This window comes from Alkaliphilus hydrothermalis (genome assembly GCF_016908555.1).
GTDB lineage: Bacteria > Bacillota > Clostridia > Peptostreptococcales > Natronincolaceae > Alkaliphilus > Alkaliphilus hydrothermalis.
In genome coordinates this window covers 41,674-68,463 of the sequence record NZ_JAFBEE010000013.1, presented here as the reverse complement: position 1 = coordinate 68,463, position 26,790 = coordinate 41,674, and the positions used below count along the sequence as shown (strand labels likewise).

Below are 26,790 nucleotides of genomic sequence, written 5' to 3'. Positions count from 1 at the left end.
TCACCTCCAAATTACTCTTCAACATCAATCGCGTAGACTTCTTTAATACTTGCTTCTGGACACCATACCCTTAATCCGCTCTTTGGATCAGTTTCTATAAATAGTCCATTGCTTCCGTCTAATGATTGATATCCTTTATTTATACCGCAAAATGCTAAGTTTCCTTCTAACTCAACAACAACTCTTTTCATTGATTTTAGCCCCCTATATTTTCCTTGTATCAACTCTTGTTTTGCGTCTGAAACAAATATGATTGAATTTCTGAACGGGTTAAATTCTTTGTTGATATGATTACTTGAACTAGGTCAAAGGAAGACCAATTTTTTATTTCCAATTTAACTCCCAATTCATCCATATTTTTATATAACTCTGTTCCAGGAAATGGAGTATTAGCACTTAAAGCAACCACCGCTTTGTATTCGTCCCTAATTCTATTCGCTAAGTCAATCGTTTTCCTTACTGACTCATGGGTATCACAATGATGACCTACAATAAAAGAACACATTACATCTATCCCTTTTGACGTAATATACTTTATAAGTTTTTCAGTCTTTTCTAAGCTAATATTCTTATTTATTTCATCTAATATATTTTGGCAGCCACTCTCTATTCCTATATGAACTGCTATACAACCTACTTCTTTCATCATATCTACCATCTCATAGGTTAGTATATCGGCTCTTGAGTCACATCGCCATGTGATCTCCAAATTGCTTTCTTTTACATAATTACAAAACTTTATTAATCTTTTTTTGTCTGCTGTAAAAGTATCATCTAGAAAAGCAAAGTATTTCTCGTTTTTATATTTAGCTTTATAGAATATTTCACTAAAAACACTTTCAGCACTTCTAGCCCTATACTTCCTACCAGCTAAAGATGCAGAAGCACAATAAATACATTGACCAGGACACCCTCTACTGGTAATAAATAATTGTTTGATATAATAATTCTTTTTGTGGTTCTCCTCTAACTCGACCCAAGGTAAGGCATCTAAGTTACTAATGAATTTCCTTTCCTCATTATTAATAGGATCACAATTCTCATTCTTATAAGATAATCCTGTAATCTTCTCAAAGGGGATCGTCCCATAATTTAATGTTTCCAATAGCTCCACAAAGGTTGTTTCTCCTTCTGCTCTAATTACATAATCTACAGACTGATTGGCTAAAGCTTCTTCTGACAAAAAAGACACATGTGGACCACCTAATACTACAGGTACTCCATTGCAAATATCCTTTATTATTTTTGAAATTGTGATTACATTGCTATAGGTTTCCGTATAAGCACTAATCCCTACTATATCAGGATTAATTTCTAAAACGCTATCTTTAAATTCTTGTAAAGTCATTTTCTTTGATAGTAAATCTATGTATTCGACACTATATCCATGCATTTGTAAATATGCACCAATACTAATAATACCTAACGGAGGCATCGTTGACTTTTCCGTATACCCCACTTTACTTGTCTTATTGTTACTGGGCATAATTAATAGAATTTTCTTTATAATAAGCTATCCCCCCATATGTAATCTTCATTTGTTACTATGCCAACATTGATTAAATCTTTAATAATATCCATACACTGATCTTCTTTCAAACCATTTTCTTTTACACTAGTATTAATAATCATATCTACAGTAGAGTCATCATCTATCAGTTTCCAGATCATTGTACTAGATGGATTTAAAATAATCTTCTTTCCTTCATTAGTAATGATGACTGCACACGCTTCTTCTTCTTTCCATATATATGTAGTTTTGTGTAAAATTTGATTTTCTGATACCATAAATATACTGAACGCATAAAGGTAGAAAAAGATAGTTATATTTAATATAACTATCTTTTTCATTATGTAGTTATTTTTTAAGTTGGTCCTGGTAATGGACCTACCATTGCAATAACTATCCCTAATCCAAATCCCCAGTCACAGTTAACTCCACAAAGATCTGCTTGGACAACTGCTTCAGAAGATTCTGCTAAAGGCGCTTGAAATGCGTTCATTGTTTCACCCCCTTTTATTTTTTTATATGAAAGGCTCAAGGCCAGTTCACCTTAATTAAAATCTACTATGTTTCTTTTTCATACTCTTCTTAATTTACTTTTTTTATTTACTTGGAGCTTTAGGTTGATAAAAAAACATAAAACAGTTTGTTCCTATACTTATTTTTGCAATTTGACTAGCTGCACTAGCTACCACAGTCAGTAACCCCAAAGTCATTTTCATTTATTTCACCTCCAAAAGAAAGTATTTATCTCTGCTGACTCTTATTAGAGTCAGTGATTCACTAAATAATGCAAATGTAATAATAAATAAGTAATATTTAAGATTTGGATTAATTTTATAAAAAAATACAATGATTAAAGCACCAACAAAAGTAATCAATAAACTTCTTCTTCGATTCTTTACTTTTTCGCCATCGGTAAGCGGTTTATTAGGTGAATCTATCGGAGAAAAAATATATACAATTGTATTTGTTATGATCAGCATGATTAGCATAAAATTAAATCCAAAGTTATATTGTAGAATCTCCACAACCTGAACTCCTATGAATACAACAATAGCCGTCACTATAAAACATTTAAGATATGAACCAGCATGAATTCCCCCTGCAAAAATCCTTAACAATCCAAACATCAATACAAATAAAACTGTTTCAATAACTTTGCCAGTTAGAATTCCTAATATTAATAGTCCAAATCCTTCCATTAATGTAGCCAATAATAGCTGCATTCCATAATGATAAATTTCAAATTCATCTAAGCTAACTACGCCTTCATCTATCAATCTAATAGTTAGTCTTTTAGATATTTTTTCTATCATTTTGTCACCTGCCCCTTCTGTTGATACTAACTTTACCACATAAACCTATAGAAGGAAATAGTTATTGTATAACTGGTTGTTTTATTGTTATATTCTACATAAATCACCCTTGTTTTTTAAGTTTTGAGATAAAAAAATCATTATTCATTTAAGGTAATGGTTTTTATTTTATTGGCAAATGTATTATCACTTTAAAAACATATTCTTGATCTTCAATACGAATCGAACCCTGGTTTTTATTTACTATTTGAGCCACATTATAGAGACCAAATCCATGTTCTTCTTTATTATTTTTACTTGTAAATCTTCTACTCCATTGAAAAAATTCTTTTGAGTTTTTATAATTAGATATGCAAATAATCAGGTTGCACCCTTTAGAAAATATCTCTAAATCAATGTTGCGCTTATTCTCGTCAATTTTTGTACTAGCTTCGATAGCATTATCCAGTAGATTCCCCAATATAATTGTTAAATCTAAATTCTCCAATAGTATTTTTTTAGTTAAAGATACTTGACTGTTTAACACTGTTTTGCACTGCTCTGCCTTTATTTTTTTTATATTAATCAAAGCTGTAATTACAGGGTTTGGATTACTCACCATTTCGTTTACAACTGCAACTTCTTCTGTTAAAGATAATATGTAACTTTTTGCCTCATCATACTTCTCTTGATATAATAATCCATACAATGCATTAATAAAATTATTGAACTCGTGTCTTTGTGATTTCATAGTCATCATCATATCTTCCATATTCTTAATGTAGAAAATATGATTTTGATATTCTTTTTCACGTATTTTCCATATCCATTCATTTTGATTGAGCTGAGTAATTTTCTTAACTATAATTAAAACTAAATAACTAAATACAATTGCTGCTAATCCGATCTCTATAACATATATAACTTTATTCCCGACTAAATTATCAACATTGCTATAAACTTCAAAGGCCATAAAAATAATAATAATATTAAATAACGCTATTAAACATAGGACGTATAGGTGATCTTCTCTAATCTTCATAATATATCTATTCTTAGATATGATGCATTCAACAACTAATAAAAATAACATTTTAGACAATATAATTCCTAACAATCGAAAGCCATTACTTTCTAATAACTCTGCTGTTGGTACTCTGAAAATAAATGTTATCAATGCTCCAACTATTAACTCAATTACCCCTGCCAAAATCATTCCAATTATTGTACTAAAAACAATCATCAATAACTGTCTTTTATAAAGAATCTTCAAAAGTATTGTCACTGTGGAAAGCATAATTATAAAACCATGAAAATCTACTAAACCTAGCTTCATATTTATTAAGCTATTGATCCCAGATTGAATAATTATTGCTAATAAAAACGGTAATGTTTTTGACTTAGCATTGAACATGGTCTTCACACACCAAAAAATCAAAAATGAATCTAGTAAATTGCCTATTAATAATAGAGTCATTTATCTACAATCTCCTATTCAGTTAATAAGTTTTTAATCTATCTGTAACTTTACATTTATACCTTCTGCTTACAGGAACTTTATTTTTTATTTTTATAAACTGTATCTCATCTACTTCCATTTCCCTGACTTTAGTCATATTCACAGCATATCCTTGATGGCACTGTAAGAAAATATCCTGTGGTAACTCCAATAAAAGTTTCTTCAATGAACCATAAAAATCATAAGCATTGTCTTCCGTATATAAAATAATTTTACGACCATTTTTTTCTAAATAATAAATTTCTTCATATCTAACTTGAAATATACAATCCTTAGTTTTAAATGATAAGACTTTATTTTTATTTTCAAGTGCTCTTATTTCTTCAAGTCTCACCAAAATTTTTTCAAATAAATTATTAAAACTATTTTTTGTAATAGGTTTGATTAGGTAATGAAAACTATTTAATTCAAATGCTTCCAGTGCGAAATCAGCAAATCCAGTCAAGTATACTAAGATTACTCTATCATCTATTTCTCTGATTCTCTTTCCTACTTCTATTCCATTTAATCCCTTCATCACTATATCTAAGAAAATTACGTCGAACTTACTTTCTCCATATTTATCACAAAGTTCCTCTCCACTTGTAAAGCATTTGCAAATTACTTCACTCAAATTCATAGATTCTATAAAATTTATTATTAAATCGTTTTGAATTTGTTCATCATCACATACAGCAATTCTGATCAAAAAAAATGCCTCCTCCCAACTCTTTACATATAAGTATTATTCTATATGGATTGTCTTTTTCCTCTATTAAATTATCTTTATAACTAGTACATCGATATTTTCACACATCAAACTCGATTGAGATACAAGATACAAGCAATGCTGTTAAAGTAAGACAAAAAAAAAGAGAAGTTAATTAACTTCCCCATACTATATTGAATACCTGTGTGAACAAACTGTCCCTCTGCTTCTACTAACTACAATACATCTCCTGTACACCATTGTTCTCCATCATGATTTCTAAAATCACTCGATCTGTTTCCTGCATCCCTAAATAGCTTAGTTTTCCCATGTTTCTTATTGTTTTTTCTATATTTTCGTGGATAATCCCATTGTCAGAAGGGACTATAGAGCCTTGAATTGCCAATTCTGCCGATAAATATGCTGTTGAAGCTGCACTATAGAGTTTTAATGCACACCCAACTTTACCTCCATCACAGATCATACCAGTGATATTGGCCGCCATATTTTTAATTGCTCCCTTGATTTGCTCATTGTCTGCCTCCATTAGAAGGGCGATTCCAGTACTGGCTCCAATCCCTGCTGCTACAGCACAACCACAAAGGGGAGATAACTTCCCTGTATGACTTTTGATATAGACTGTTATTAAATGACTTAAGGCTAAAGCCCTTGCCAGGTCTTCATCATTTTTTTCTAGCATTTCAGCGATCGCTACAACAGGTAGGATGGCAGTTATACCATGATTGCCACTACCTGCACTGCTCATCACGGGCATTTTGACCCCTGCCATTCTAACATCTGCACCGGCAGCCGTCAAAGTAGCTGCATATCCCTCTCTACTAGTGATATTTCTTCCTTTTGAAAGAAAACCAACCCCCATACCTGCCCTTTCAGCTAACCCTACCTTTGCCACTGCTAGATTCATGTTACGTCCCTCCAGCATAGGTTCTATCTCTTCAAAAGGAATGATTCTGGCTGTATCAATGATTTCGTCTATACTCTTCTCCTGTAACCATTTCACCAGTGCATCTTTTTCTTCCTTATGATCTTGAATTGCCTCCATGCACTGATTTACCTTCATACCATTCTTTTCAACTAAAGTAATATTTGTATGGCTATCCTGAATAACACATCGCCCTTCTCCTGAATCGGTGATTACAGTGCAATCAATGAAAACCCCCATCTTGTTACTAACCTCAACTTGTACGTTTTTTTCTGTAACAAAGGCAATTGCCTCCTCTAATCCCTTTTCTACATTACTCAGCACTTCAAGCCCTTTACTGGCATCTCCACCAAATACGCCTAATGAAGCAGCTATATCAATTCCTACACGGACTGTTCCTGGGATACCAACTGCCATGGCGTTTTTATATACATTACTACTAACAGTTACTTTAATTTTCTGGGGCTTTCCACCGATTATCTCCCTAGCTGTGGCAGAAGCTAAGGCCACTGCTACTGGCTCTGTACATCCTAGGGCAGGAATTACTTCCCCTTCTAGTATCTTTTTTATTTTACCGAATTCCATCATAACCACATACCTCCTATTAATTATCTTGACTACATAACTTGCAAGAAGCATGCCAACAATAGAAGCTTTAAATTATCACATATATAATAAAGGAGGTCTCAAAATGATACTTCTTGACAGTATCATTTTGAGACCGATATCATTTTGAGACTATTTAAATCCAAGATCTCATCCCCTTCTTAAGGGCTGCTTTTTCACATTTAGCTACAGTCTATACTGTTTTATTTTCCTAAAGAGGGTAGCCCGTCCAATCCCCAAAAGTTGTGCTGCCTCATCTTTACTGTCGCAGATCTGCAGGGCTTCTTTAATAGCCCTCTTTTCTAACTCTTCTAGCTTGATAATTGATCTATCAAGGGCTGGTTCTACTTTTTCATTATTGCTATTTTTCAATTTTGTGGGAAGGTTCTCAATATGGATAATTTCCCCCTGCTCCATATTGACGGCATACTCAATCACGTTTTCCAACTCACGAACATTGCCTTTCCATGTATACTCCTCAAAAATTCTCATTACACCTTCGCCAAATCCCTTAATATCCTTGTCCATTTTTTGATTGCATTTTTTCAAAAGGTAATGCATTAACACAGGGATATCCTGCTTACGCTCCCTCAATGGAGGAATGTTAATCGGGATGACATTTAATCTAAAAAACAAATCCTCCCGAAATTCTCCAAGAGCCACTTTTTCCTCAAGGTTTTTGTTGGTTGCTGCGATAATCCTCACATCTATCGGTATGGGATTGATACTACCTATCCGATCAACTTTTTTCTCCTGCAATACCCTCAGCAATTTACTTTGTAAATGCAGGGGCATATCTCCAATTTCGTCTAGAAAAATTGTGCCACTATTGGCTAATTCGAACTTTCCAGACCTGCCTCCCTTTGCTGCTCCTGTGAAGGTCCCTCCCTCATATCCGAAAAGCTCACTCTCTAATAGTTGCTCTGGTATAGCAGCACAGTTGATGGCCACAAAGGGCTTGTTGCTCCTTGGACTGGAGAAATGGATTCCTCTAGCAAATAACTCTTTGCCTGTACCACTTTCCCCCTGTATTAATACGGTGGAAGGAGAAGAAGATGCTTTAATAGCTTCTTCCTTAACCTTCAATAACTGTTGGCTTTCCCCCACTATATTTTCAAAGGAAGTACTGTTGACGTTGGAGCCTATAACATCATTTACCTCCCGAAGTACTTGACAAATGTTTTTAACAATAAAAATGAGTCCCACCAGTTCTTCCTCCACCATTACAGGATTAACGGAGGCAACACCCCTCAGTTGAAGGTTATTATTATTATTGTATAAAAACTCTCTATTTTTAATAGAAACTCCTTTTGAAGCTAGTTGTATTAGTTCAGCAAAATTAACTGCCAATGATTTAATATTAATTCCCATTTCAACAGATGGATTGTGGAACATTTTTTTGGCTATATTATTAAACTTGATAATATCTCCAAACGAATCTACTGCGATAATCCCCTCTTCTAGGGAGTCAATCACTGTTTCCAACTGCTTAGTGGTCAATTGCAGATGATCATTTTTCTCCTTCTCCAAAAGCTTAACAGCGATTAAATCTGCCATTCTTTGAAGAAATTCCATGAGGCTATCGGTATCGGCGAAGAGTTTGTTTTTTTGCTCTTGAGAAAAGGCAATCAGTCCAATTACTCCCACAGCCTTTCCCTTAACATTGATGGGGGCACATACCTCACCGAACTCTCGACAATGTTTTTTTGCCCCACACTTCAAACATATTTTATCTGTAATGGGGTTTTCAATCATGTAGCCTACAGCTGTTTCTAAAACAACACGAAAGACTGAATTCCCATCTACCTTCTCACCTGTAGATTCAAAATAGCCACCTGTACCAGCTACTCTCCTGAGGTCTTCGTCTACGATGGTTACATCTACCCCCATCACACTGGCTATTGCCTCGGCAATATGTTGTACATCTTTTTTTATATCAAATAATTTTGCCATTGGCTCACCTCCTATGACTATTCTATCATAAATAATTCCCAAGTCACTAGTACTAGGATTAACTTAACTTATATAGAAAATTTATATTCTAAGCGTCTACATTTTTCAGTTTTAGTATTAATAGGAAAGCTAATAATAAAATTAATGTTCAACTTCAACTTAGTTGATAATTGTTGTTTTCCAACATCTATCACTTTAAGTTTTGTTAATGTTAATCTTTAACTTTAACTTCAACCTTAATATTAATTAGGTAATTTAATTATTTTTTTCGATATTTTACTAATTGGCATATTATAAATGAGGCTCTATAATATTTGATGTGGGTGATTAAATCCACATCAAATTTATTGCAAAAATATTTCAGACAACTGACAAACTCTGATAAAATATAATACATTGAAAACACATTAACCTACGGGTATACTAATGGGTTTTTATAAGGGATTAACAATAAAATTAAAGTTATCAAAAGAATTTCTTTTGGATATAAGAGCTTCTATCATTTTAAAAATAGAATACTCATTACTCAAAATCTAGCTACAATAAAAAGAGCTTAGGGGTATTATCTCTCCCTAAGCCAATATAGATTATATTATTGAGTTTTGTCTTGAAATTTTTTCACCAATACCTCTTGACAAAGAACCTCTTTTTCTTACTTAAATCAGTTAGACTCTATGTATAAGCTTAATTCTAGTTTTCTTTTGGTTTCTATCCCTTTATACTAATACCAACAAAATAAAATAATAATATATGTATTGGATAAATTGAATACTTTACCATTGACGGTATTCTTTTTTGATCTTTTATATTTCTAAAAACAAAAATGCAGGGTAACGCCAACAAGGAATATAACTGAATTGCTGGGTAATTATATATATTTATCCCAATTATAGTTATCAGTATCTGTAGCATTGCTATAACTAACCTCTCTTTAGAGAAGTAATATATCAAAATCAATAGAACTCCATATATTCCATATTCAACATTGAAATAATGACTTATTAAAATTAGCATTAATATCGAAAGTACCTTTAGTACTACATTATTGATTTTGGTATATATTTTGATAGCAGATAAACCTAGAAACAAAGTGAAGCACACATTTAAATAATAATTATTAAAAAGTAAATAATAAGGAACCTGAGAAACTATTGCTATAATTAATAATCTCATTTGATAGTGTTCTAACTTTTTTGTTTTTTTTGCACCTTCTGCTACACCCCATGCAAAAATCGGAAAAGCAATTCTCCCAATTACCACAAACAACTCTATATTAGGAAAGAATACAACTCCAAAGTGATTAATCAACATACTAATTAATGCAATCTTATATAACATAATATCACTCCATAAAATACTTACCCACCTACAATAAGTACTTGTTTTAATTATTCTAACGATAGTCACTTATAAGATAATTAAGATACAAATAATAATAAATAATAATAAATAATTATAATAATGATATTATTTACTAATTATATCGTTTATTGTTGTCATAATTGATAGAAATGAATTGCCACTGTACTTCTTGATACCGTTAGATAAAAGGACTATATTGTTACTCTTATACTGTATGTCATTTGCCTTAAACGCAATTCGACTTTTCTTTCCTGATGCAATTACATATTTATACATCGCTGGATAATCTAAGGTTTGCTCTAAATTATGATAGCTCGCGTAGATTTTTATATCTTTATCATTTTCCTCTATAAAATTTTGTAGATCATCTGAAAAGATATTAGAACTCATGCTTATATTTATATGTTTAACTCCCTTATTTTTCATCCATTTTAATCCTGATAGAAGACCATTAGTATCCACACTTCCATTGTCATTTGTTGCATCATAATAATATATCTTTAAACTTGGGCAGTATTTATTAGCAAAACTTATTAACCGATCACCATGAGTCTTTATTTGTGAATTAATAATACCTGTACTATTTGTAACAACATTATCATAGCCAGTAGATAACTGAGCGTCTATTATTCCAATAATTACTTGCTCTGAATTCGAGTTAGATATGCTTTTTATTATGGTAAATTTAGTAGATAAATAGCATAATACCACTATACAGGTTACAACTACCAATATAATTTTCGTCGCCTTATTAAGTTTTTCCATACTACACCTCAGCTTTAACAAATGTAAAATCATGAATATCGGTAAATAATATAACCTTGTCTCCTACCGTAAATATAAAATCATATTGATCGTATAGGGGATCATCAATATACATGCTTTTTTCTAAATATTTTATCCCATTGCTCTTTCCAATTCTATTCTTTATAGCTCTAATGGATAATCTGAAATGTCTTAAAAAATCTTCTTTATTATCTTCTGTGAATTTAAGAAAATATACCCCCTCATTATTTATAGGTCTAAAACTCTCCATGGTACTGTGTTCCTTAAATTCTATAGATACTTCATTACAGTGTATTATTTCAGTTTCGTTTTTTAACCACTTAATGAATTTATTTTCTTCTAACAAATGGGTGAGCCTTCTATATACAAATACCCCTTCGGAACTTCTAATTGCATTAATAATTAGTTCATTGATAACATCTATATCATCATCATAGTTCCAAACTTCAAACTCTGTCATGATAAGGTTTTTAATTGCATAATCATTTGCAAGTGTATCCATAATTTTAACAACCCTTCCTTTTAATTTTATTTATATTTCATTACATATTCACATTCCCTTGTTGAAATCACATAAATAAATACTATTAATTGAATTTTAACAGAAGATATATACATTTTCAACAAACGTAGATACCTTCTGTTATTAAATTATCAATTAGTATCACTCATGTTTAATACTAATAATATCAAATAAAATGCTTAAGTTTATATTAAAGACTTCTTTTTTGAGGAAGCCCATAAAAAGAATGTGCTCCATTTCTATCTCCTGTATGATAGTGATCATAATAATCCCCAAATTTCCAAAAAGCATAATGGTTTTCAGGTCCAATAATACCCTTCCCAGCTGATACTACAATACCACTTGCATCTGATCGAGAATAAGTATATACATCATATCCTCCTTTGATTCTATTAACAGCATGTGTTCTAGTTATATCATCAGGATTAATGAACAGCATACCAAGGGAAAACTTACATTGGAAATACCCTGTGCTACTACTATTCTGCAATATATCAGCAATCTCTGTAACAGCTACCCAAGTAATACCAGCTGCAATAAATATTAATCCAGCAGCTAGTAGCGCTTGGACTAAAGAACCTGCCAGCACAGTTCCTCCTACAACTATAGTCGCTTGACCTGTGTATTTATCTTTTACTAGGTCTTCTTTCTTTGTAAATTTTTCTATTTCTTTGCCATTGGATTTAACTTTTACATCAAGTCCCTCATAGCTTAATTCATTTACAATTACCTCATATACCTCACCTTTCTTTTGCCCTTTAACTCCTGATATAGTACCCTTACCATGTTTGTCGATAACCAGCTTTGCTTTATTTTCTAAACCAACAGTTTCTACTGTTGTATTAAACTTGTTATCAACCCTAACATTATATTCAATACCATCAACAAAAACAGTTTCCCCATTATTTTTTGGTGACCGAGCAAAACTAGATAAACTACTCATCGTAAACAAAGTTAGAACTAAAATAAATACTATAATTTTATTAAAATCTTTTTTCATTTTAAACCTACCTTCCTTAGCTTGATTTTTTAACATTAAGCCCTCTCCCCTACAAAGAAGGCATTCCATCTATTAACTTTTGTAGGGAAGTAACAGATGGTGCAATAAATTCCTATATGATAAATAAGAATTTACTTAATTACTATAACACAGTATCTTTTATTGCTTTGTCGAAGTTTGTCATTAATTTAAGAGTATTATTAATAAAATCACTATTTAATGAGTGTTATATGAATTATTATTCACATTTTTCCAACTTTTCAATTGTCCATTTCTATACTATCATCTCTTTGAATAGGCGTTTTGTATTTAGTGTGTGTTTTCAAAGTAATTATTGTTAATTAATATTATAATTTATTTTGTATGAATATTAATGTATTAAAAAAAATTAATATTCATCTAATATCCTAAATCTTTATTTATTTTGTTCAATTTTATAATTATTTCATGTATTTAATTTTTTATATATTATACTGAAAACTTAATAAACACTACCTTTAACACCGATAGAAATAAATAAAAAAACTAACCACTATTTAAGTATTTAGCCTATTTTATTTATTAAAGTGTTTTTATAAATAATCATAGGATAGCCCAGATCAGATCTTAAAAGAAACAAGACCCAGCTATATCCATATAATGGACATGCTGGGTCTTGATATTTCTATAACATTCTGCTGATTTCTTTTTCTTGAAATCTTCGTAATCGTCTTCGCCACCACCACTAAAATAATCCCCGAAACTCCTAAACTCAAGTAAGCACTGTTGGTAAGTCCACCAATGATAAATCCAATTACCGATACCCCTGCTACAGTAAGGGCATAGGGAATCTGGGTAGATACGTGATCTAAATGGTGACACGCAGCCCCTGTGGAGGATAAAATAGTTGTATCGGATATAGGAGAACAATGATCCCCAAAGACTGCCCCTGCCAATACTGCCGACATCATTAAACCAATCATTTCTGGGTTTAGGTTGCCACTTAGAGGAATCGCGATTGGTAGCATAATGGCAAAAGTTCCCCATGATGTTCCTGTTGAAAAAGCAATGGCTCCAGATACAATAAAGATAATGGCTGGTAATAGTTGAACTGGTATGCTGTTTCCTACTAGATTAGCCACAAAGCTACCACTTTGTAATCCATCATCCCTCAAAACAGAACCAAAGGTCCATGCTAATATTAAAATCGTGAAGGCAGGTACCATTGACTTGACCCCTTGAGTAAAGGCCTCCATAAACTCCCCATAGGTCATGAGTTTTCTTGGAATAAACATAACCATACATAATAGCAGGGCAGCGATTCCACCATATACTAAAGAAGTGGCTGCATCGGTATCTCCAAAGGCATGCCATAGGGACACTCCGCCTCCAAAGAATCCTCCTGTATAGACCATAGCCAACATTGTAAATATGATTAATCCACTGATGGGGATTATTAAATCCCACGGTGTCCCCTTTGAAGAAATCTTTAGATTACTAAAGTCATCCCCAGGGGGTGTTGCATTGGAATCCCCTTGTAATTCTCCAGTCTCCATTGCGTAATTCTCAAACTGAGCCATCGGTCCAAATTCCACCTGTGACATTGCCACTAACACCACCATAACTAATGATAACCATGCATAGATATTAAAAGGAATTGTTGCCATAAATCCATTTAATCCGCTTAGTTCAAAACCTGATTCTTGCAGGGTTGGCTGAATAACCGATATAACATATGCCACCCAACTGGATATGGGGACAAGAATGGTTACAGGAGCCGCAGTTGAATCTAGTATATATGCCAACTTCGCCCTAGAAACCTTGTATCGATCTGTAAGGGGTCGCATTACTGTTCCTACTGTTAAGCTATTGAAATAATCATCAATAAATATAATACAACCTAACATGAAAGTAGACATCTGAGCACCACTACGGGACTTTACTTTACTGGCAGCCCATTCTCCATAGGCAGCAGAGCCCCCCGCCACAGTAACAACCGCCACTAGTCCCCCTATGAGAGCTAAGAAAATAAGTATCGCCATATTCCATGAATCCCCTGCATTGCTGATTACAGCCTTTACCATTTCTGTGACAGGTCCAATAATTGGGTTAGTTGAAGCTAATCCTTCTGCTATTTCAGTTGGGGCAAAATTAACATAAATAAAGTAACCCGAAAAGATCCCTGCAATTAATGAGCCTAAAACCTCTTTTGTTCTTAATGCCAATACTACGGCTATGATCGGTGGAATAATTGCCAACCATCCATATGCATGTTCCATTACAATGTCCTCCCTTTGTCTTTTTAACCTTATCGTTCAATACTATCCGATACCAAAAAATATAAAAAACACCTAAACAAAGGATGTTAGGTGTTATTGTCCATAGAACAAAAACAGTACCTACACCTCCCCTTTTAACCTTTAGCATGAGATAGCTCAACATCAGAATTACAGGCAATAACTCTGATGACAGTCCTACACCTATTAGATGCAGGCCCAGCCATAGATTTTGGCTTCTATGACTTCGGCGATGGCTCCTTTCAAAACACTTCCTTGGCTTCCAACCTCAGTATTTTTACTAATAGACATCGCGCCTCTACCTCACCCCTTTGGAAGGAGATGAGGATTTTTTATTTAGTTTTTCAATATATAATACAATACCAAAATAAACTGTATAAGTCAAATATTTTTTATTATATTTATGCATTTTTAGAGGGTATGATGCTTATTCACTTCTTAATTACATTTTGTTGTATTATTTCTTGGACAAGTGAATATACATTATTAATGGGATGTGGCATCATAATTTAACTAAAGGAGTGGGGATACTTTATGGAGAATTTATTTTATTGCTTAGATTGTAGAAGAATTTTTGATTCAGTTGAAGAATGTACTTACTGTAAATCAGGAAATTTCAAAAAACTATTAAAAATGGCTCCAATCAATGTCATAGGTACAAAACATAAAGGAAATGTTTTAAGGGTTAAAGACCAAACTGTTTCAGTTCTTCTAGTGGACTTACAAAAACAACGTTACATAAAAGAGTTCAAAGCTTCTGAAATCCAAAAAATCATATAATATTTAAAATTCGAAACCTCCTAAGAATCTATTAAGCTTAGGAGGTGTTTTTTTTAGGAAATATTATTATTGTCTATCTTGACATTAGTCAATTTATTCTAACTTCTCTTTTGCTTTATCTATGTTCTCCGATTCAGTAGTTTCTTCCTTATCTATTTTATCTTTTTTATCTTTTTTATCTCCATTCTCTTCCCTTATTTCCGTCCTTATGTCTACTACTTTAGTTGAAAATACTTTTTTCCATGTAATGATCACCATGGCCAGAACCACACCTGCATAGACAAGAATATTATAACCTCTACTGATCAAGAACCAATGTATACCTGCGGATACCCCACTAAAGGCAAAAAGTTGAAGCATGATTGACATATTGTTATGTTTGATATACTGAAAATCCTGACTAAAGGGTAATGGCTTTTTGGAATAATGAAAGATGATGATTATTAATAATAATAGATTCAACATCATTAAAAAAATATCTGGCAGAATTCTTAATCCATATACACCTAAAAAAATGATACAGGCAGCCCCATACACAGGTAGTATGTATTTGCCAATAAAGGCCTTCAAAGCTCCCCGATAAATTACATTAGGGTTTTCTATTGGTAAAATATGATAAATCCATGCAGCTTTGTTCCCCTCACTTGTACTGAGCATAGGGATGGTATTTGCTAACATGCTGATGGTAAAGTATAAATAAAGATAAAAATTACCCTCCTTCAACTGGCGATATCCCCCAGTAACGGAGCCTGCACTACTTAAGCTACTAAATACAAATATAAAAGGTAAAATTATGGCAAATGCCAAGGTAGGATATAGCTTTAATTTCAAAGTCCTTTCGCTGGCAACCATATTTAGGGTAAAACGATAAAAGACTCCATCCATTGATTCACCTAACAGCTTTCCTGCAATTCGACTACCAATCCCTTCCCTCCACTGCTTTTTACCTACCCCTCCAGTTTTGCCGCTGCTAATGTTTAGCTTTTGTAGCAATCCCTCGAAATAGGGTGCAACTGCCTTAAAATATAAAAATAGCATCATGATGGGAATAACGAAGCCTAATATACTGAAGTATACGTAATGCATCCCCACTTGATTTTCTACAAAAATACTAAAGGGAGCTGAAAACCATACGGATGGAAGTAAGTAGTTCCACCACTTCGGAGTATAAACAACATCAAAATTAAAAATCTCGAATACCCTTCCCACCAATTGGTACAATATAATCATTGCTACCGTCATTAGGATTTGAAAATAGTTTATGATATCCTTTAATTTTTCACCATCAAAGAAATGTAATAATGCAAAGTATAGGATGGATGTAGAAAATATAATAAATCCAGCCATGAAAACCAATTGTACTATTAACACCACTGCAAAGCCTACTCCATATTTAAATGAACCTACTAATAAAGTAGGGGTTGCTATAGCCAATATTATGCTAAATAGATAAATTAATACATGGAGTACCTTTGCAGCATTAATCGTTTTTACATCAATAGGCTTTGGAAGCAGTATATTTTTTTCCTTCACATCCAAGAGTACACTGGAATAGTCGCCAATCATGGCTGTTGTCACAATAAATAAAATGACTCCCAGAATCATATTCATTTTATAGAACAGTGGAAAGGGCGGAAAAATAAACATTGCAAAAAGCGCCCCCATAAAAGCATAGAGCATAAGGGAATTTCTGAAGGCATTGGAACCTTCCTTCGGATGATCATTCATCATAAAAGTGGGAACTCGCCTTTCATCCATAACTAATTTTAGTTGTAAAATCTTCCTCATTATCCTATAGTCAACATCTAATTTAGTAAATAAAAACTTAAATCTATCTAATATCTTTAATCCGATAAAACCCTTCATTGCTACACCCCTTGTATTGTGGAAACAAATTCATCTGCGATTTCCTTGTATTTTTTGAAACCAGTCAACTGATTAAAGATTTCCTCCAACGAACCCTCGAAACTCTTTGTCTTCAACTCCTCAAAAGTTCCATCTGCAACGATTTCTCCATTATTTAAGAGGATTATTCGATTACTGATTTTCTCTACGACCTCCATGATATGGGAGGAATAAAAAATCGTCTTTCCTGCCCGTGCCAGCTCTGCTAAAATTTCTTTGAAAATCATTACACTATTGGCATCAAGTCCACTGAGGGGTTCGTCAAAAAATAATATATCTGGATTATGTATTAAACTTGCTATGATTAGGAGTTTCTGCTTCATCCCCTTTGAAAACGAAGAAATTCTTCCATGAAGGGCTTCACTAATACTAAACAGCTCCATCAATTTTAGGGATCTTTTCTCCACTGTCTCTTGATCTAGACCATACACTTCTCCAATAAAAGTAAGATACTCTCTTGCTGTCAGGTTATCGAAAATTTCTGCTGTCTCTGGTACATATCCAATCCTTCCTTTATAGCCCACACCATTTTTAGAAATGTCCTCACCAAAGATGTGAACTTCCCCTTGAAAATCGTTAATAATTCCTAATAAAATTTTAACGGTGGTACTTTTTCCAGCTCCATTAGCTCCAATATATCCAATAATTTCTCCCTTATGCACTTCCAAGTTGATACCCTTTAGCACAGTCTTCTCGCCATAACTCATTCTTAGATCCTTTATTAACAAAACCTGCTGTCGATTATTCTCCATGATTACTCCTCCACATCTAAAAGTTCATCTATTATATGGTTATTATATCAGAAAACACCCCATTAAATTAACCTTTAATGGAGTGTTTTTAAATATATTGTTTAAATTAAATTATGCAACTTGGATTTTGCCATCTTCAGAGAATATTTTCCCCTCTTCAAATAGTTGCAGAAAAATTTCAGTCAACTCAGGGTCAAATTGAGTTCCACTGCCCCTACGGATTTCTTTTAGAGCTTCTTTCATACTCAATGCCCTACGATATGGCCTATCGGTGGTCATAGCATCAAAGGAGTCTACAATACATAAGCATCTTCCCTCAATTGGAATGTTATCGCCCTTAATCCCTCTAGGATAACCCTTTCCATCATATCTTTCATGGTGACTCATAATGGCAGGAATTACTTTGACAATCCCTGGTACGTGCTTGATAATGGTGATGGAAATATCCACATGCCGCTTCATGATTTCAAATTCTTCTTCATCCAGTGCTTCAGCTTTGGTTAGGATATTTTCTGGAATACCGATTTTCCCGATATCATGTAACAAACCTGCATTCCTAACGATATCTATCCTTTCTTCACTAAATCCTGCTGCTTCTGCTAGAAGAACCGCATAGTCAGATACATTTTCCGAATGCCCAAAGGTATAGTGGTCCTTAGCATCTATGGTGGCGGCAAGGGCATGAATAGCAGAGAAGTAGGCAGATTTAATACTATCCTCCATCTCTTGTATTTCTTGTCCTCCATAGCTCCCTATACTTTTTTCATCTTTTTTGCTATATAAAACACTTTGGTTTCTTCCGCTATGTTTTGCTACGTACATGGCAGAGTCAGCACAATCAATCATTTCCTCTGCCGTTTCCCCATCTTGAGGGTAGTTGGCTACCCCTACACTGATGGTAAGAAACTCATTTACATCCGATGAGGAATAGAAGCTACTTTCTACAGCCTTTCTTAGGGTTTCTATCGCCTTTAAGGATTGGGCACCATCAATATTTGGGAATATGATGGCAAATTCCTCCCCCCCATATCGGGCGATGATATCCTCTTTTCTCGTGGCTTGCCTTAGAACATCAGCAATTTTAGCTAATGCTCTATCTCCTGCCGAATGTCCATAAAGGTCATTGTATAGCTTAAATAAGTCTACATCTATCATTGCAACAGAAAACACCTTACAGGAATTGTCTTCTATAAACTTCCCTAAAATCTCATGAAAGTGTCTATGATTATAAAGCTTGGTTAGACCATCTGTGATTGCCTGATACTTGGCATCCTCATAGAGTTTTGCATTTTCGATTCCTACTGCGGCATTATTAGTCAGGGTAATCAAAAGATCCATTTCCTCTTGAGAATATGCCTCACCCCTCTTTTTTTCAGTAATAATTAGAAGCCCAACAATAGTATGCCGTAGTCGAATGGGAATAATGAGTTCAGTGCCTAATCTATGCAATTGCTTTTTTTCCATTCTCCACAGACTAGTAAAATATGGTGAGCTTTCTATTTCATTAATGGTTAAAGTGCTTTTGTTCTGCTTAAACCACTCAATAATTGGATGGTTGTCACCATAACTAATCTCCTTGGACCATTTTTCCTCTGCTGATGGATTATAAAGACAATATTCTTCCTCTCTTCTTTTAATCAACAAATAGGATTTATTAGGATTCAGTCCTCTGTTCACTGCCTCCAGCAAAGAATCCGAAAGTTCTTCTAAATCTAAGACATTATTTATTATTCTACTGAAATCCCTTAAAACTTCTTGATGAGTTAGTCTTTCCTTATAAAATATTCGGTCGATACCGGCCTGTAATAGATTCTTAATAGGTTGAAAAATCATAGCTAATATTACTGCCATCCCAAGGGTAATTGTCATATTTGTATACCCTATCAACTGACTTATAATCTGCTGCACTGTGATGATGGCTAAAATATATATCCCAGACAACAGTAATGTATATAGGGAATAAGCTATTCCCTTTTTTACAATTAACTTTATTTCAAGAAACCGATACCGATAAATTGAGTAGGCAATAAAAAGGGCATTGACTGTATTTAATACAAAGTCAAAGGGGTACTTCCCCAAACTAGGCACTAGGTTTAATAACCCCCCGATAATTACCAATATGAGTCCCAATAGTATGTATTTTACACGCCTATAGGGTATTTGTTTTGATTTAACCTTATCAATGATATTAGTAAAAGCTAAAATCAAATATCCTAAACTCCACACCGCCATAATAGATGCCATCGGCCCCAATCTATAATAAATCACACTATTGACTGCATAGGCTTCCTTCATAATTAACCCTGCATAGTTTGCTATCAGTAGCAAACCACCGGAAAAATAACCAAACAACAGTTTTTTCCTTTGATTGGTGGTCTCGGTTAGTACCAGTGTAAAATGGTAAAAGAGTACCGACATTCCTATTAAACCCGTAACGAGGATTCTATTCCAAAAGAGAGCCCCTGGATAAAAATTTGTCCTCATAATAAAGGAACCAAAACTCCACACAATCATAGAAATAACATAAATGGCATAGTATCTTGAAATTTTATTCTTCCTTGAACCCACTAGGATCATTAATAAGCAGCAATAGCATAAAAATGATACAAAGGGAACCAATATTAAATACGAGAATAGCTGCAATATTTCCACCCCAATAGTCTATTAATTAACAACAATTTTGTAGTAAGTCAATGGTCTCTTTAGACGGATTCATCTTTAAAATCATATTACTACTCTTCTTAGAAAAATTATTAAAGGAATCTCTCGGCAACAGTGTAACCCTTAAGGGATCTCTACCCAGCATCATTTGAATATCTCTATAGTCCGAGTCCGATTGACGGAGACTTTCATTAAGTATATTTTTAACATCATTTAAGTTGATATCAGAGTCTAACATTTCCATATACACATGAAGTACAGGCTCCTTAGCGTCGTACTGCTTAGATGCCACCCAGTCCTTTACTGGTAGTTTTCCAACCTCTACCGCCTTGTCAATGGTGGCCTTTGTAATACGGGTAAAACCTGCTAAATCAATCACGTTAGAAATTCTATCAACAAACCTTACTTGGGGTAACTTGATTTTGTAGGCGTCATTTTCAAGAGATACACATTCAATTATGTCCCCTACTCGATAACGTACAAAAGCTCCTCCTCTAAATTTAGTTACGACAATTTCATATCTCTGATTGGCTTGAATCTCATTAATAAGTAGTGTCTTTGGTACATAGTTTTTATCTTGTAGACTCCTCAATGAATCCTTCTCAGGAATGAACTCTAGGAAATTTACATCTGGGAAAAAGGTTAGTCCACCATCCCCCCACGTCTCAGTAGCAACAGTCGCAATTTCAGTGCCACCATAAATCTCCAAAGGCTTTTTGCCCCAATAGTATTCTATTTTTTCTTTAAAGGCATGGGTATCGGTCCCTGCACATAGTATTCCTTTAAAATCCCATAAATCCTTTGGTAAAATAGTCTCTTTTTTTATGTTTTTCTTAATAAAAGCTCTAAAAAGTTTGTAAAGCATTCTAGCATTAGCCGTTTTCAAGGTACTTAAGCCTCTTCCCCCTACCTTTGAACCACTGGCAAAATCCTCACCTATTTTAACCAATACACTGGATAACCCAAAGAACAAATCGGCTCCTTTTGATAAGGCTAATTGAAATCCTACCTTGTTGCGTTCTTCAAAACCTAGATATTCTGCTTCTTCAATAGACGGCAGATATTCAAAGTCTATCTCATTTCGAACGCCATAGGGGGCTAATCCTGTTAGATAAGGCAGGGGAGCCATCCCATATAAAAATTTATCCTTTTCCCTCAGGGAGAAATCACCCTTCTTCCTACTGGTGGATAAAATCAAGCTAGCAAGAAAAGCCTTGGTATGTTCTTCAATCATGCTATCGGAATAGGGAGCCAACTTTATTTCATGGGTCCCTCCCTTCCAAGTGGTTTTAATCCAATACATTGGTTTTGATGGTAAAGCATCTACTCTTTTATTCAAGAGAATATCAGCATAATCTTCGTATGTAGTCAAAGGTACCATTTCTCTAAATTCTTCTATCGTTTTCGGTTTCACCTTCTCACCCATGATGGTTTGTCCCAATTCACAACGGGATAGAAGTTCAATTTGCTCCATTAACAGCCTTTCTTGAATTTGCATGAATTCAGGTAGGGTTAAATCCAAGAATCCACAATATTTCTCCCATATCTTATCAAACTCTTCTCTTCTTAACATTTCTTCTAATGTCACCATCATCAGTCCTCCATAACTATAAAGTAGCCTTACATTTTTTTATGCTGTCTTGTGTAGGAATCAGCATAGGGGTCTTTTTTATATAGTCCTTATACTGGGGAAACATTTTGGGAAAGAATTGTTTTTCCTGTATATATACATGGATTACATCTAGCAATGTCCAAATAATACCTGCTGGAACTAATAATTTAGCTCCTGTTGTCAAAAAGAAAAAGAGAAAAATAAAGCCAAACCAGAGAACACCAGGATGCCTACATAGGGCATAGGTCCCCGTATCCACCAATTTATTAGAATGCTCCTTTTCTCCATAGGTCTTACTAAAGGGTAATTCTAAGAATAATGAGTAGACTAATAGAAAAATCGCCACCACCAATAGTAAACCTCCAATGATTCTGATGGCTAATGGAAGGTATATCTTTTCGGAAACCACAGTCGCCATGATGGCAGAATAAATTAAAGTGGCTAATCCTAATATTCCGAAAATTCTTCTCCTAATAACTTTGTTTTTCAAAGTGTAAACATCAAACAGATACAAAAACACAAAAGCTAAAGAGCCTGATACAATATACTTCATAAAACACCTCCTTCAATCGTCGCCATGCTTTTACTGCTATTTATAATCCTCTGTACATGTTTTTTCCCTGTTTAATTGTAACGTGAAAATCATATTTTTTATGTAAAAATTTGTCGTCAGAATTAATTATATTATACATCTTTTTTCGACATTATTCAACAATGCACCTTGTATATGGTGTTTTTTCTTAATCTATGTTATAATAATAGAATTGATTTAAACTATATGGAAGAAGGTAATAGAGTGATTAATGTAACTAACGTAAGCCTTAGATATGGCGACAGAAAACTTTTTGAAGATGTAAATCTAAAATTCACACCTGGTAATTGTTATGGGGTAATTGGGGCAAATGGTGCTGGAAAGAGTACATTTTTAAAAATTCTTTCCGGTGAAATTGAGGCAAATACTGGAGAAGTCAGCATCCCTGCAAGTATTCGTGTTTCAGTTTTAAAGCAGGATCACTATCAATATGATAAGAATCAAGTTCTTGAAACTGTTATTATGGGAAATGCAAGACTATATCAAATCATGCAGGAAAAAGATGCAATCTATGCTAAAGCTGAATTTACCGACGAAGATGGTATTCGAGCTTCAGAGCTGGAATGTGAATTCGCAGAATTAAATGGATGGGAAGCAGAATCGGAAGCATCTTCCCTTTTACAAGGACTTGGAATTTCAACAGATCTACATTATAAAACTGTTGAGGAACTTACCGGTGCTGAAAAGGTTAAGGTGCTATTGGCACAGGCTTTATTTGGACAGCCTGGAATTCTGATACTAGATGAGCCAACCAACCACTTGGATATTAAGTCCATTAACTGGCTTGAGGAATTTTTAATTAATTTTGACGGTACAGTAATCGTTGTATCCCATGACCGTCACTTCTTAAATAAGGTATGTACCCATATGGCAGACGTTGATTTTGGTAAAATCAAGCTGTTTGTTGGTAACTACGATTTCTGGTATGAGTCTAGCCAATTGGCCCTTAGAATGATGAAGGATCAAAACAAAAAGAAAGAAGAAAAAATCAAAGAACTACAGGAATTTATTGCTCGTTTTAGTGCCAATGCATCAAAATCTAAACAGGCTACTTCCCGTAAGAAGTTATTGGATAAAATCACTGTAGATGATATTCAGCCCTCCACAAGAAGATACCCCTTCTGTGGCTTTAAGCCTGAAAGGGAGGTTGGAAATGACATTCTGATTGTGGATGGTCTTACTAAGACACTAAATGGCGAAAAAATCCTTGATAACGTCAGCTTTACATTAAGTAAGGGAGACAAGATTGCTTTTATCGGTAATGAGATTACCTGTACCACCCTATTTAAAATCCTAACAGGAGAAATGGAGGCCGATGGTGGCTCCTATAAATGGGGAGTTACTATTACTAAGTCCTATTTCCCTAAGGATAACTCTGAATTCTTTAATAATGTAAATATGAATCTTGTAGATTGGCTTCGTCAATTCTCCGAGGAAAAAGCCGAAAGCTATATCAGAGGATTTTTAGGCAGAATGTTATTCTCTGGAGAAGAGGCTCTGAAGGAAGCTTCTGTTCTTTCAGGGGGAGAAAAGGTACGTTGTATGCTATCTAGAATGATGCTCAGTAACGCAAACTTCTTGATTTTAGACCAACCCACCAACCACCTTGACCTTGAATCCATCACAGCTTTAAATAACGGTCTTCGGGACTATAGCAGTAATATGCTATTCACTTCCCATGACCATCAGTTTATCCAAACCATTGCCAATAGAATTATTGAAATCAAGTCAGATGGCAAGATTATTGACAAGCAAATGACTTATGATGAGTATTTAGAATTGATGAATGATTAAACTGACTAAAATAGGGAAGTCCTCTGGACTTCCCTATTTTTACTTTGTTATAGCTTTAACTTTGCCAATGCATCTGCTAAAGCCGTATTGATGGGTTCTTCAGCTTTTTTCTTTTGCTCCTTTAAGAACTTCTGGGTTTCCTTTTTAGAGGGCTTATTTTTTTCTACCTTTTTTCTTTCGTTAAAGGAGGACAATTTTTCCCTATGGCCACAGCTACAGACAAAGATTCGCCCTTCTCCTTCTCCCCTTAGTTCCAGCTTTTTGTGACAGTTGGGGCATCGGGAGTTGGTGATTTGAGATACATTTTTTCTACTACCACACTCTCGATCTTGGCAAATCAGCATTTTACCCTTCTTGCCCTTGACCTCCAGCATATACTTACCACATTCAGGGCATTTATTTCTTGTGAGATTATCATGCTTAAAGGATGCATCGGCATCTTTGATCTCCTTGACGATTTCCTTTGTATAATTTCTCATTTCACTCACAAATGCTTCCTTAGTTAGTATTCCCTTTTCTATAGCCGACAATTTTTGTTCCCATTCTGCCGTAAGGACGGGAGATTTTAAATCCTCTGGCACTAGCTCCAATAATTGCTTCCCTTTAGAGGTGACAAAGATATCCTTTCCTCTTTTCTCTATTAGAAAAGTTTTGAAGAGTTTTTCGATGATATCAGCACGGGTGGCCACTGTTCCCAACCCTCCAGTTTCACCGATGGTCTTTATTAAATCCTTACTCTCATTTGCCATATACTTGGCAGGGTTCTCCATAGCAGAAAGCAAAGTCCCTTCGTTAAAATAGGCTGGGGGCTTTGTTTCCCCTGTGGTGGTGGTGATGGATGTAATCTTTAGGGTATCTCCCTTATTAATATTAGGAAGGATCTGATCTAGTATACCATCCCCTTCATCCTCATCCTCTACATTGTTTTGATAGACTTCCTTCCAACCTTGGGATTTGACGATTTTTCCCTTTGCCACAAAGGTTTCTTCCCCAACATTAGCCTTAATGGTTGTTTGTTCATATTCAAAGGGTGGAGATAATACTGCCAAGAATCGTTTTACAACTAAATCGTAAATCTTTCGTTCTTTATCACTCAATGCCCCCAATAACACCTTTTCCTCGGTGGGAATAATAGCATGGTGATCTGATACCTTATTGTTATCCACAAAGGACTTATTGGCTTTAATAGGAATCCTTAGGATCTTTGCAGCCACCGACGAATAGGTCCCCACGCCACAAGCTTTAACACGATCCTTCAGTGTGTCTACGATATCGGTGGAGATGTATCTTGAGTCAGTTCTTGGATAAGTCAGCAGCTTGTGGGTTTCATAAAGTTTTTGCATGATTCCTTGGGTTTCCTTAGCCGAATAGTTGAAAATTCGATTGGCATCCCTTTGAAGTTCAGTAAGGTCATACAACTGAGGTGAGTAGGATTTTTTAGCAACCTTGTCTACTCCATACACTGTTGCATCCTTATTCTTTAAGCTACTGTATAGTTTATCTACTTTCCCTTTATCAAAGGTCTTGAGGTCCTTCGTCTTTTGGTCTTGCCATACTAGCTTTAATCCCTTGGCTTGGGCTGTAATTCCATAATAGGTCTTTGGCTTGAAGTTCTGGATTTCCTTTTCCCTTTCGGCTATGATGGCAATGGTTGGGGTCTGTACCCTTCCACAGGATAGCTGGGCATTGTATTTACAGGTCAAGGCTCTTGTGGCATTAATCCCTACAATCCAGTCTCCCTCTGAACGGGCAACAGCTGAGGCGTAAAGGTTTTCGTAATCCTTCCCATCTCTTAATTTGTTGAAACCTTCCTTGATGGCTTTGTCGGTAACAGAAGAAATCCAAAGTCTTTTAATAGGCTTCTTCACATGGGCCTTTTCAATAATCCATCTTGCCACCAGTTCCCCTTCACGTCCTGCATCTGTGGCGATTACAATATCCTTTACATCTTTTCTATTCATCTGGGCCTTTACCACACTGAATTGCTTGCCACTTTGCTTAATCACCACCAGCTTCATAGAATTTGGAAGCATAGGTAGGTCTTCTATTCGCCATTCCTTATATTGATCTCCATAGACCTCTGGGTCTGCTAGGGTGACTAAATGCCCCAGCGCCCAAGTAATAATATAATTGTCCCCTTCTATAAAGCCATTGGCTTTTCGATTGCAGTTTAAGACCCTAGCCAAATCTCTAGCTACGGAGGGTTTTTCCGCCAGTACTAATGTTTTGCTCATAT

23 protein-coding genes, 1 pseudogene and 1 riboswitch are annotated in these 26,790 nt (G+C 34.6%); of the genes and pseudogenes, 3 read left to right on the top strand and 21 right to left on the bottom strand.

The window, feature by feature from the left end:
* Positions 1-11: 11 nt before the first annotated feature.
* The 10 genes from JOC73_RS10170 to JOC73_RS10125 form a co-directional block, all read right to left on the bottom strand.
* The gene (locus JOC73_RS10170) at positions 12-191 is read right to left on the bottom strand and encodes a hypothetical protein (RefSeq protein WP_204402806.1); all 180 of its coding nucleotides are present in this window, start codon (positions 189-191) and stop codon (positions 12-14) included.
* A 29-nt stretch (positions 192-220) separates the two neighbouring features.
* The gene (locus JOC73_RS10165; protein ID WP_204402804.1) at positions 221-1,486 is read right to left on the bottom strand and encodes a B12-binding domain-containing radical SAM protein; all 1,266 of its coding nucleotides are present in this window, start codon (positions 1,484-1,486) and stop codon (positions 221-223) included.
* Positions 1,487-1,503: 17 nt separating this feature from the next.
* Positions 1,504-1,851, bottom strand: a complete 348-nt coding sequence (locus tag JOC73_RS10160) for a PqqD family protein (protein ID WP_204402802.1) — start codon at positions 1,849-1,851, stop codon at positions 1,504-1,506.
* A gap of 14 nt (positions 1,852-1,865) precedes the next feature.
* Positions 1,866-2,003, bottom strand: coding sequence for a hypothetical protein (locus JOC73_RS10155; RefSeq protein WP_204402799.1), 138 nt, complete (start codon positions 2,001-2,003; stop codon positions 1,866-1,868).
* Between the two features lie 103 nt (positions 2,004-2,106).
* A complete protein-coding gene (locus JOC73_RS10150) occupies positions 2,107-2,226 on the bottom strand; it encodes a cyclic lactone autoinducer peptide (protein WP_204402797.1) in 120 nt (39 codons plus the stop codon).
* Complete coding sequence (locus JOC73_RS10145) at positions 2,227-2,823, bottom strand: accessory gene regulator ArgB-like protein (RefSeq protein WP_204402795.1); 597 nt, start codon at positions 2,821-2,823, stop codon at positions 2,227-2,229.
* A gap of 163 nt (positions 2,824-2,986) precedes the next feature.
* The gene (locus tag JOC73_RS10140) at positions 2,987-4,138 is read right to left on the bottom strand and encodes a sensor histidine kinase (RefSeq protein ID WP_204402792.1); all 1,152 of its coding nucleotides are present in this window, start codon (positions 4,136-4,138) and stop codon (positions 2,987-2,989) included.
* 163 nt (positions 4,139-4,301) lie between these two features.
* Entirely contained in the window at positions 4,302-5,009 is a 708-nt protein-coding gene (locus JOC73_RS10135; protein ID WP_204402790.1) for a LytR/AlgR family response regulator transcription factor, read from the bottom strand.
* A gap of 232 nt (positions 5,010-5,241) precedes the next feature.
* Entirely contained in the window at positions 5,242-6,540 is a 1,299-nt protein-coding gene (locus JOC73_RS10130) for an L-cysteine desulfidase family protein (protein ID WP_204402788.1), read from the bottom strand.
* A 204-nt stretch (positions 6,541-6,744) separates the two neighbouring features.
* On the bottom strand, positions 6,745-8,511 hold the full coding sequence (locus JOC73_RS10125; RefSeq protein ID WP_204402785.1) for a sigma-54 interaction domain-containing protein: 1,767 nt from the start codon (positions 8,509-8,511) through the stop codon (positions 6,745-6,747).
* 392 nt (positions 8,512-8,903) lie between these two features.
* Between JOC73_RS10125 and JOC73_RS10120 the strand changes: the two are divergent.
* Positions 8,904-9,068, top strand: a pseudogene (locus tag JOC73_RS10120) (transposase); the annotation flags it as partial.
* Between the two features lie 151 nt (positions 9,069-9,219).
* Here JOC73_RS10120 and JOC73_RS10115 read toward each other — a convergent pair.
* The 5 genes from JOC73_RS10115 to JOC73_RS10095 all read right to left on the bottom strand — a co-directional run bounded on the left by JOC73_RS10115 (position 9,220) and on the right by JOC73_RS10095 (position 14,440).
* A complete protein-coding gene (locus JOC73_RS10115; protein WP_204402783.1) occupies positions 9,220-9,849 on the bottom strand; it encodes a TraX family protein in 630 nt (209 codons plus the stop codon).
* Between the two features lie 129 nt (positions 9,850-9,978).
* Positions 9,979-10,638 carry a S8/S53 family peptidase gene (locus JOC73_RS10110; RefSeq protein ID WP_204402781.1) on the bottom strand — a complete coding sequence of 220 codons (660 nt, stop codon included), beginning with the start codon at positions 10,636-10,638 and terminating at the stop codon, positions 9,979-9,981.
* Between the two features lies 1 nt (position 10,639).
* Positions 10,640-11,161: a hypothetical protein gene (locus JOC73_RS10105; RefSeq protein WP_204402779.1), complete on the bottom strand. Its 522-nt coding sequence runs from the start codon at positions 11,159-11,161 to the stop codon at positions 10,640-10,642.
* 211 nt (positions 11,162-11,372) lie between these two features.
* Complete coding sequence (locus JOC73_RS10100) at positions 11,373-12,218, bottom strand: hypothetical protein (RefSeq protein WP_204402776.1); 846 nt, start codon at positions 12,216-12,218, stop codon at positions 11,373-11,375.
* Positions 12,219-12,808: 590 nt separating this feature from the next.
* Entirely contained in the window at positions 12,809-14,440 is a 1,632-nt protein-coding gene (locus tag JOC73_RS10095) for a Na+/H+ antiporter NhaC family protein (RefSeq protein WP_204402774.1), read from the bottom strand.
* Positions 14,441-14,584: 144 nt separating this feature from the next.
* Positions 14,585-14,767: riboswitch (Lysine riboswitch) on the bottom strand.
* A gap of 225 nt (positions 14,768-14,992) precedes the next feature.
* Between JOC73_RS10095 and JOC73_RS10090 the strand changes: the two genes are divergently transcribed.
* Positions 14,993-15,238 carry a hypothetical protein gene (locus JOC73_RS10090; RefSeq protein ID WP_204402772.1) on the top strand — a complete coding sequence of 82 codons (246 nt, stop codon included), beginning with the start codon at positions 14,993-14,995 and terminating at the stop codon, positions 15,236-15,238.
* A gap of 93 nt (positions 15,239-15,331) precedes the next feature.
* Here JOC73_RS10090 and JOC73_RS10085 read toward each other — a convergent pair whose 3' ends face one another.
* From JOC73_RS10085 to JOC73_RS10065, 5 genes are all read right to left on the bottom strand, one after another.
* Positions 15,332-17,104, bottom strand: a complete 1,773-nt coding sequence (locus JOC73_RS10085) for an ABC transporter permease (RefSeq protein WP_204402770.1) — start codon at positions 17,102-17,104, stop codon at positions 15,332-15,334.
* Positions 17,105-17,106: 2 nt separating this feature from the next.
* Positions 17,107-17,895, bottom strand: coding sequence for an ABC transporter ATP-binding protein (locus JOC73_RS10080; RefSeq protein WP_204402761.1), 789 nt, complete (start codon positions 17,893-17,895; stop codon positions 17,107-17,109).
* Between the two features lie 111 nt (positions 17,896-18,006).
* Positions 18,007-20,547: a diguanylate cyclase gene (locus JOC73_RS10075; protein ID WP_408626926.1), complete on the bottom strand. Its 2,541-nt coding sequence runs from the start codon at positions 20,545-20,547 to the stop codon at positions 18,007-18,009.
* Between the two features lie 16 nt (positions 20,548-20,563).
* Complete coding sequence (locus JOC73_RS10070; RefSeq protein ID WP_204402757.1) at positions 20,564-22,147, bottom strand: GH3 family domain-containing protein; 1,584 nt, start codon at positions 22,145-22,147, stop codon at positions 20,564-20,566.
* Between the two features lie 16 nt (positions 22,148-22,163).
* On the bottom strand, positions 22,164-22,721 hold the full coding sequence (locus JOC73_RS10065; RefSeq protein WP_204402754.1) for a methyltransferase: 558 nt from the start codon (positions 22,719-22,721) through the stop codon (positions 22,164-22,166).
* Between the two features lie 243 nt (positions 22,722-22,964).
* On the opposite strand from JOC73_RS10065, the gene JOC73_RS10060 reads away from it, so the two are divergent.
* Complete coding sequence (locus JOC73_RS10060; protein WP_204402752.1) at positions 22,965-24,554, top strand: ABC-F family ATP-binding cassette domain-containing protein; 1,590 nt, start codon at positions 22,965-22,967, stop codon at positions 24,552-24,554.
* A 47-nt stretch (positions 24,555-24,601) separates the two neighbouring features.
* On the opposite strand, the gene JOC73_RS10055 is transcribed toward JOC73_RS10060, so the two are convergent.
* Entirely contained in the window at positions 24,602-26,788 is a 2,187-nt protein-coding gene (locus tag JOC73_RS10055) for a DNA topoisomerase III (protein ID WP_204402750.1), read from the bottom strand.
* Between the last annotated feature and the right edge of the window lie 2 nt (positions 26,789-26,790).

Coding starts and splice junctions, on each gene's coding strand:
- JOC73_RS10170 (WP_204402806.1), bottom strand. CDS start 191: ATGAAAAGAGTTGTTGTTGAGTTAGAAGGAAACTTAGCATTTTGCGGT.
- JOC73_RS10165 (WP_204402804.1), bottom strand. CDS start 1,486: ATGCCCAGTAACAATAAGACAAGTAAAGTGGGGTATACGGAAAAGTCA.
- JOC73_RS10160 (WP_204402802.1), bottom strand. CDS start 1,851: ATGAAAAAGATAGTTATATTAAATATAACTATCTTTTTCTACCTTTAT.
- JOC73_RS10155 (WP_204402799.1), bottom strand. CDS start 2,003: ATGAACGCATTTCAAGCGCCTTTAGCAGAATCTTCTGAAGCAGTTGTC.
- JOC73_RS10150 (WP_204402797.1), bottom strand. CDS start 2,226: ATGAAAATGACTTTGGGGTTACTGACTGTGGTAGCTAGTGCAGCTAGT.
- JOC73_RS10145 (WP_204402795.1), bottom strand. CDS start 2,823: ATGATAGAAAAAATATCTAAAAGACTAACTATTAGATTGATAGATGAA.
- JOC73_RS10140 (WP_204402792.1), bottom strand. CDS start 4,138: ATGAAGCTAGGTTTAGTAGATTTTCATGGTTTTATAATTATGCTTTCC.
- JOC73_RS10130 (WP_204402788.1), bottom strand. CDS start 6,540: ATGATGGAATTCGGTAAAATAAAAAAGATACTAGAAGGGGAAGTAATT.
- JOC73_RS10125 (WP_204402785.1), bottom strand. CDS start 8,511: ATGGCAAAATTATTTGATATAAAAAAAGATGTACAACATATTGCCGAG.
- JOC73_RS10115 (WP_204402783.1), bottom strand. CDS start 9,849: ATGTTATATAAGATTGCATTAATTAGTATGTTGATTAATCACTTTGGA.
- JOC73_RS10110 (WP_204402781.1), bottom strand. CDS start 10,638: ATGGAAAAACTTAATAAGGCGACGAAAATTATATTGGTAGTTGTAACC.
- JOC73_RS10105 (WP_204402779.1), bottom strand. CDS start 11,161: ATGGATACACTTGCAAATGATTATGCAATTAAAAACCTTATCATGACA.
- JOC73_RS10100 (WP_204402776.1), bottom strand. CDS start 12,218: ATGTTAAAAAATCAAGCTAAGGAAGGTAGGTTTAAAATGAAAAAAGAT.
- JOC73_RS10095 (WP_204402774.1), bottom strand. CDS start 14,440: ATGGAACATGCATATGGATGGTTGGCAATTATTCCACCGATCATAGCC.
- JOC73_RS10090 (WP_204402772.1), top strand. CDS start 14,993: ATGGAGAATTTATTTTATTGCTTAGATTGTAGAAGAATTTTTGATTCA.
- JOC73_RS10085 (WP_204402770.1), bottom strand. CDS start 17,104: ATGAAGGGTTTTATCGGATTAAAGATATTAGATAGATTTAAGTTTTTA.
- JOC73_RS10080 (WP_204402761.1), bottom strand. CDS start 17,895: ATGGAGAATAATCGACAGCAGGTTTTGTTAATAAAGGATCTAAGAATG.
- JOC73_RS10070 (WP_204402757.1), bottom strand. CDS start 22,147: ATGGTGACATTAGAAGAAATGTTAAGAAGAGAAGAGTTTGATAAGATA.
- JOC73_RS10065 (WP_204402754.1), bottom strand. CDS start 22,721: ATGAAGTATATTGTATCAGGCTCTTTAGCTTTTGTGTTTTTGTATCTG.
- JOC73_RS10055 (WP_204402750.1), bottom strand. CDS start 26,788: ATGAGCAAAACATTAGTACTGGCGGAAAAACCCTCCGTAGCTAGAGAT.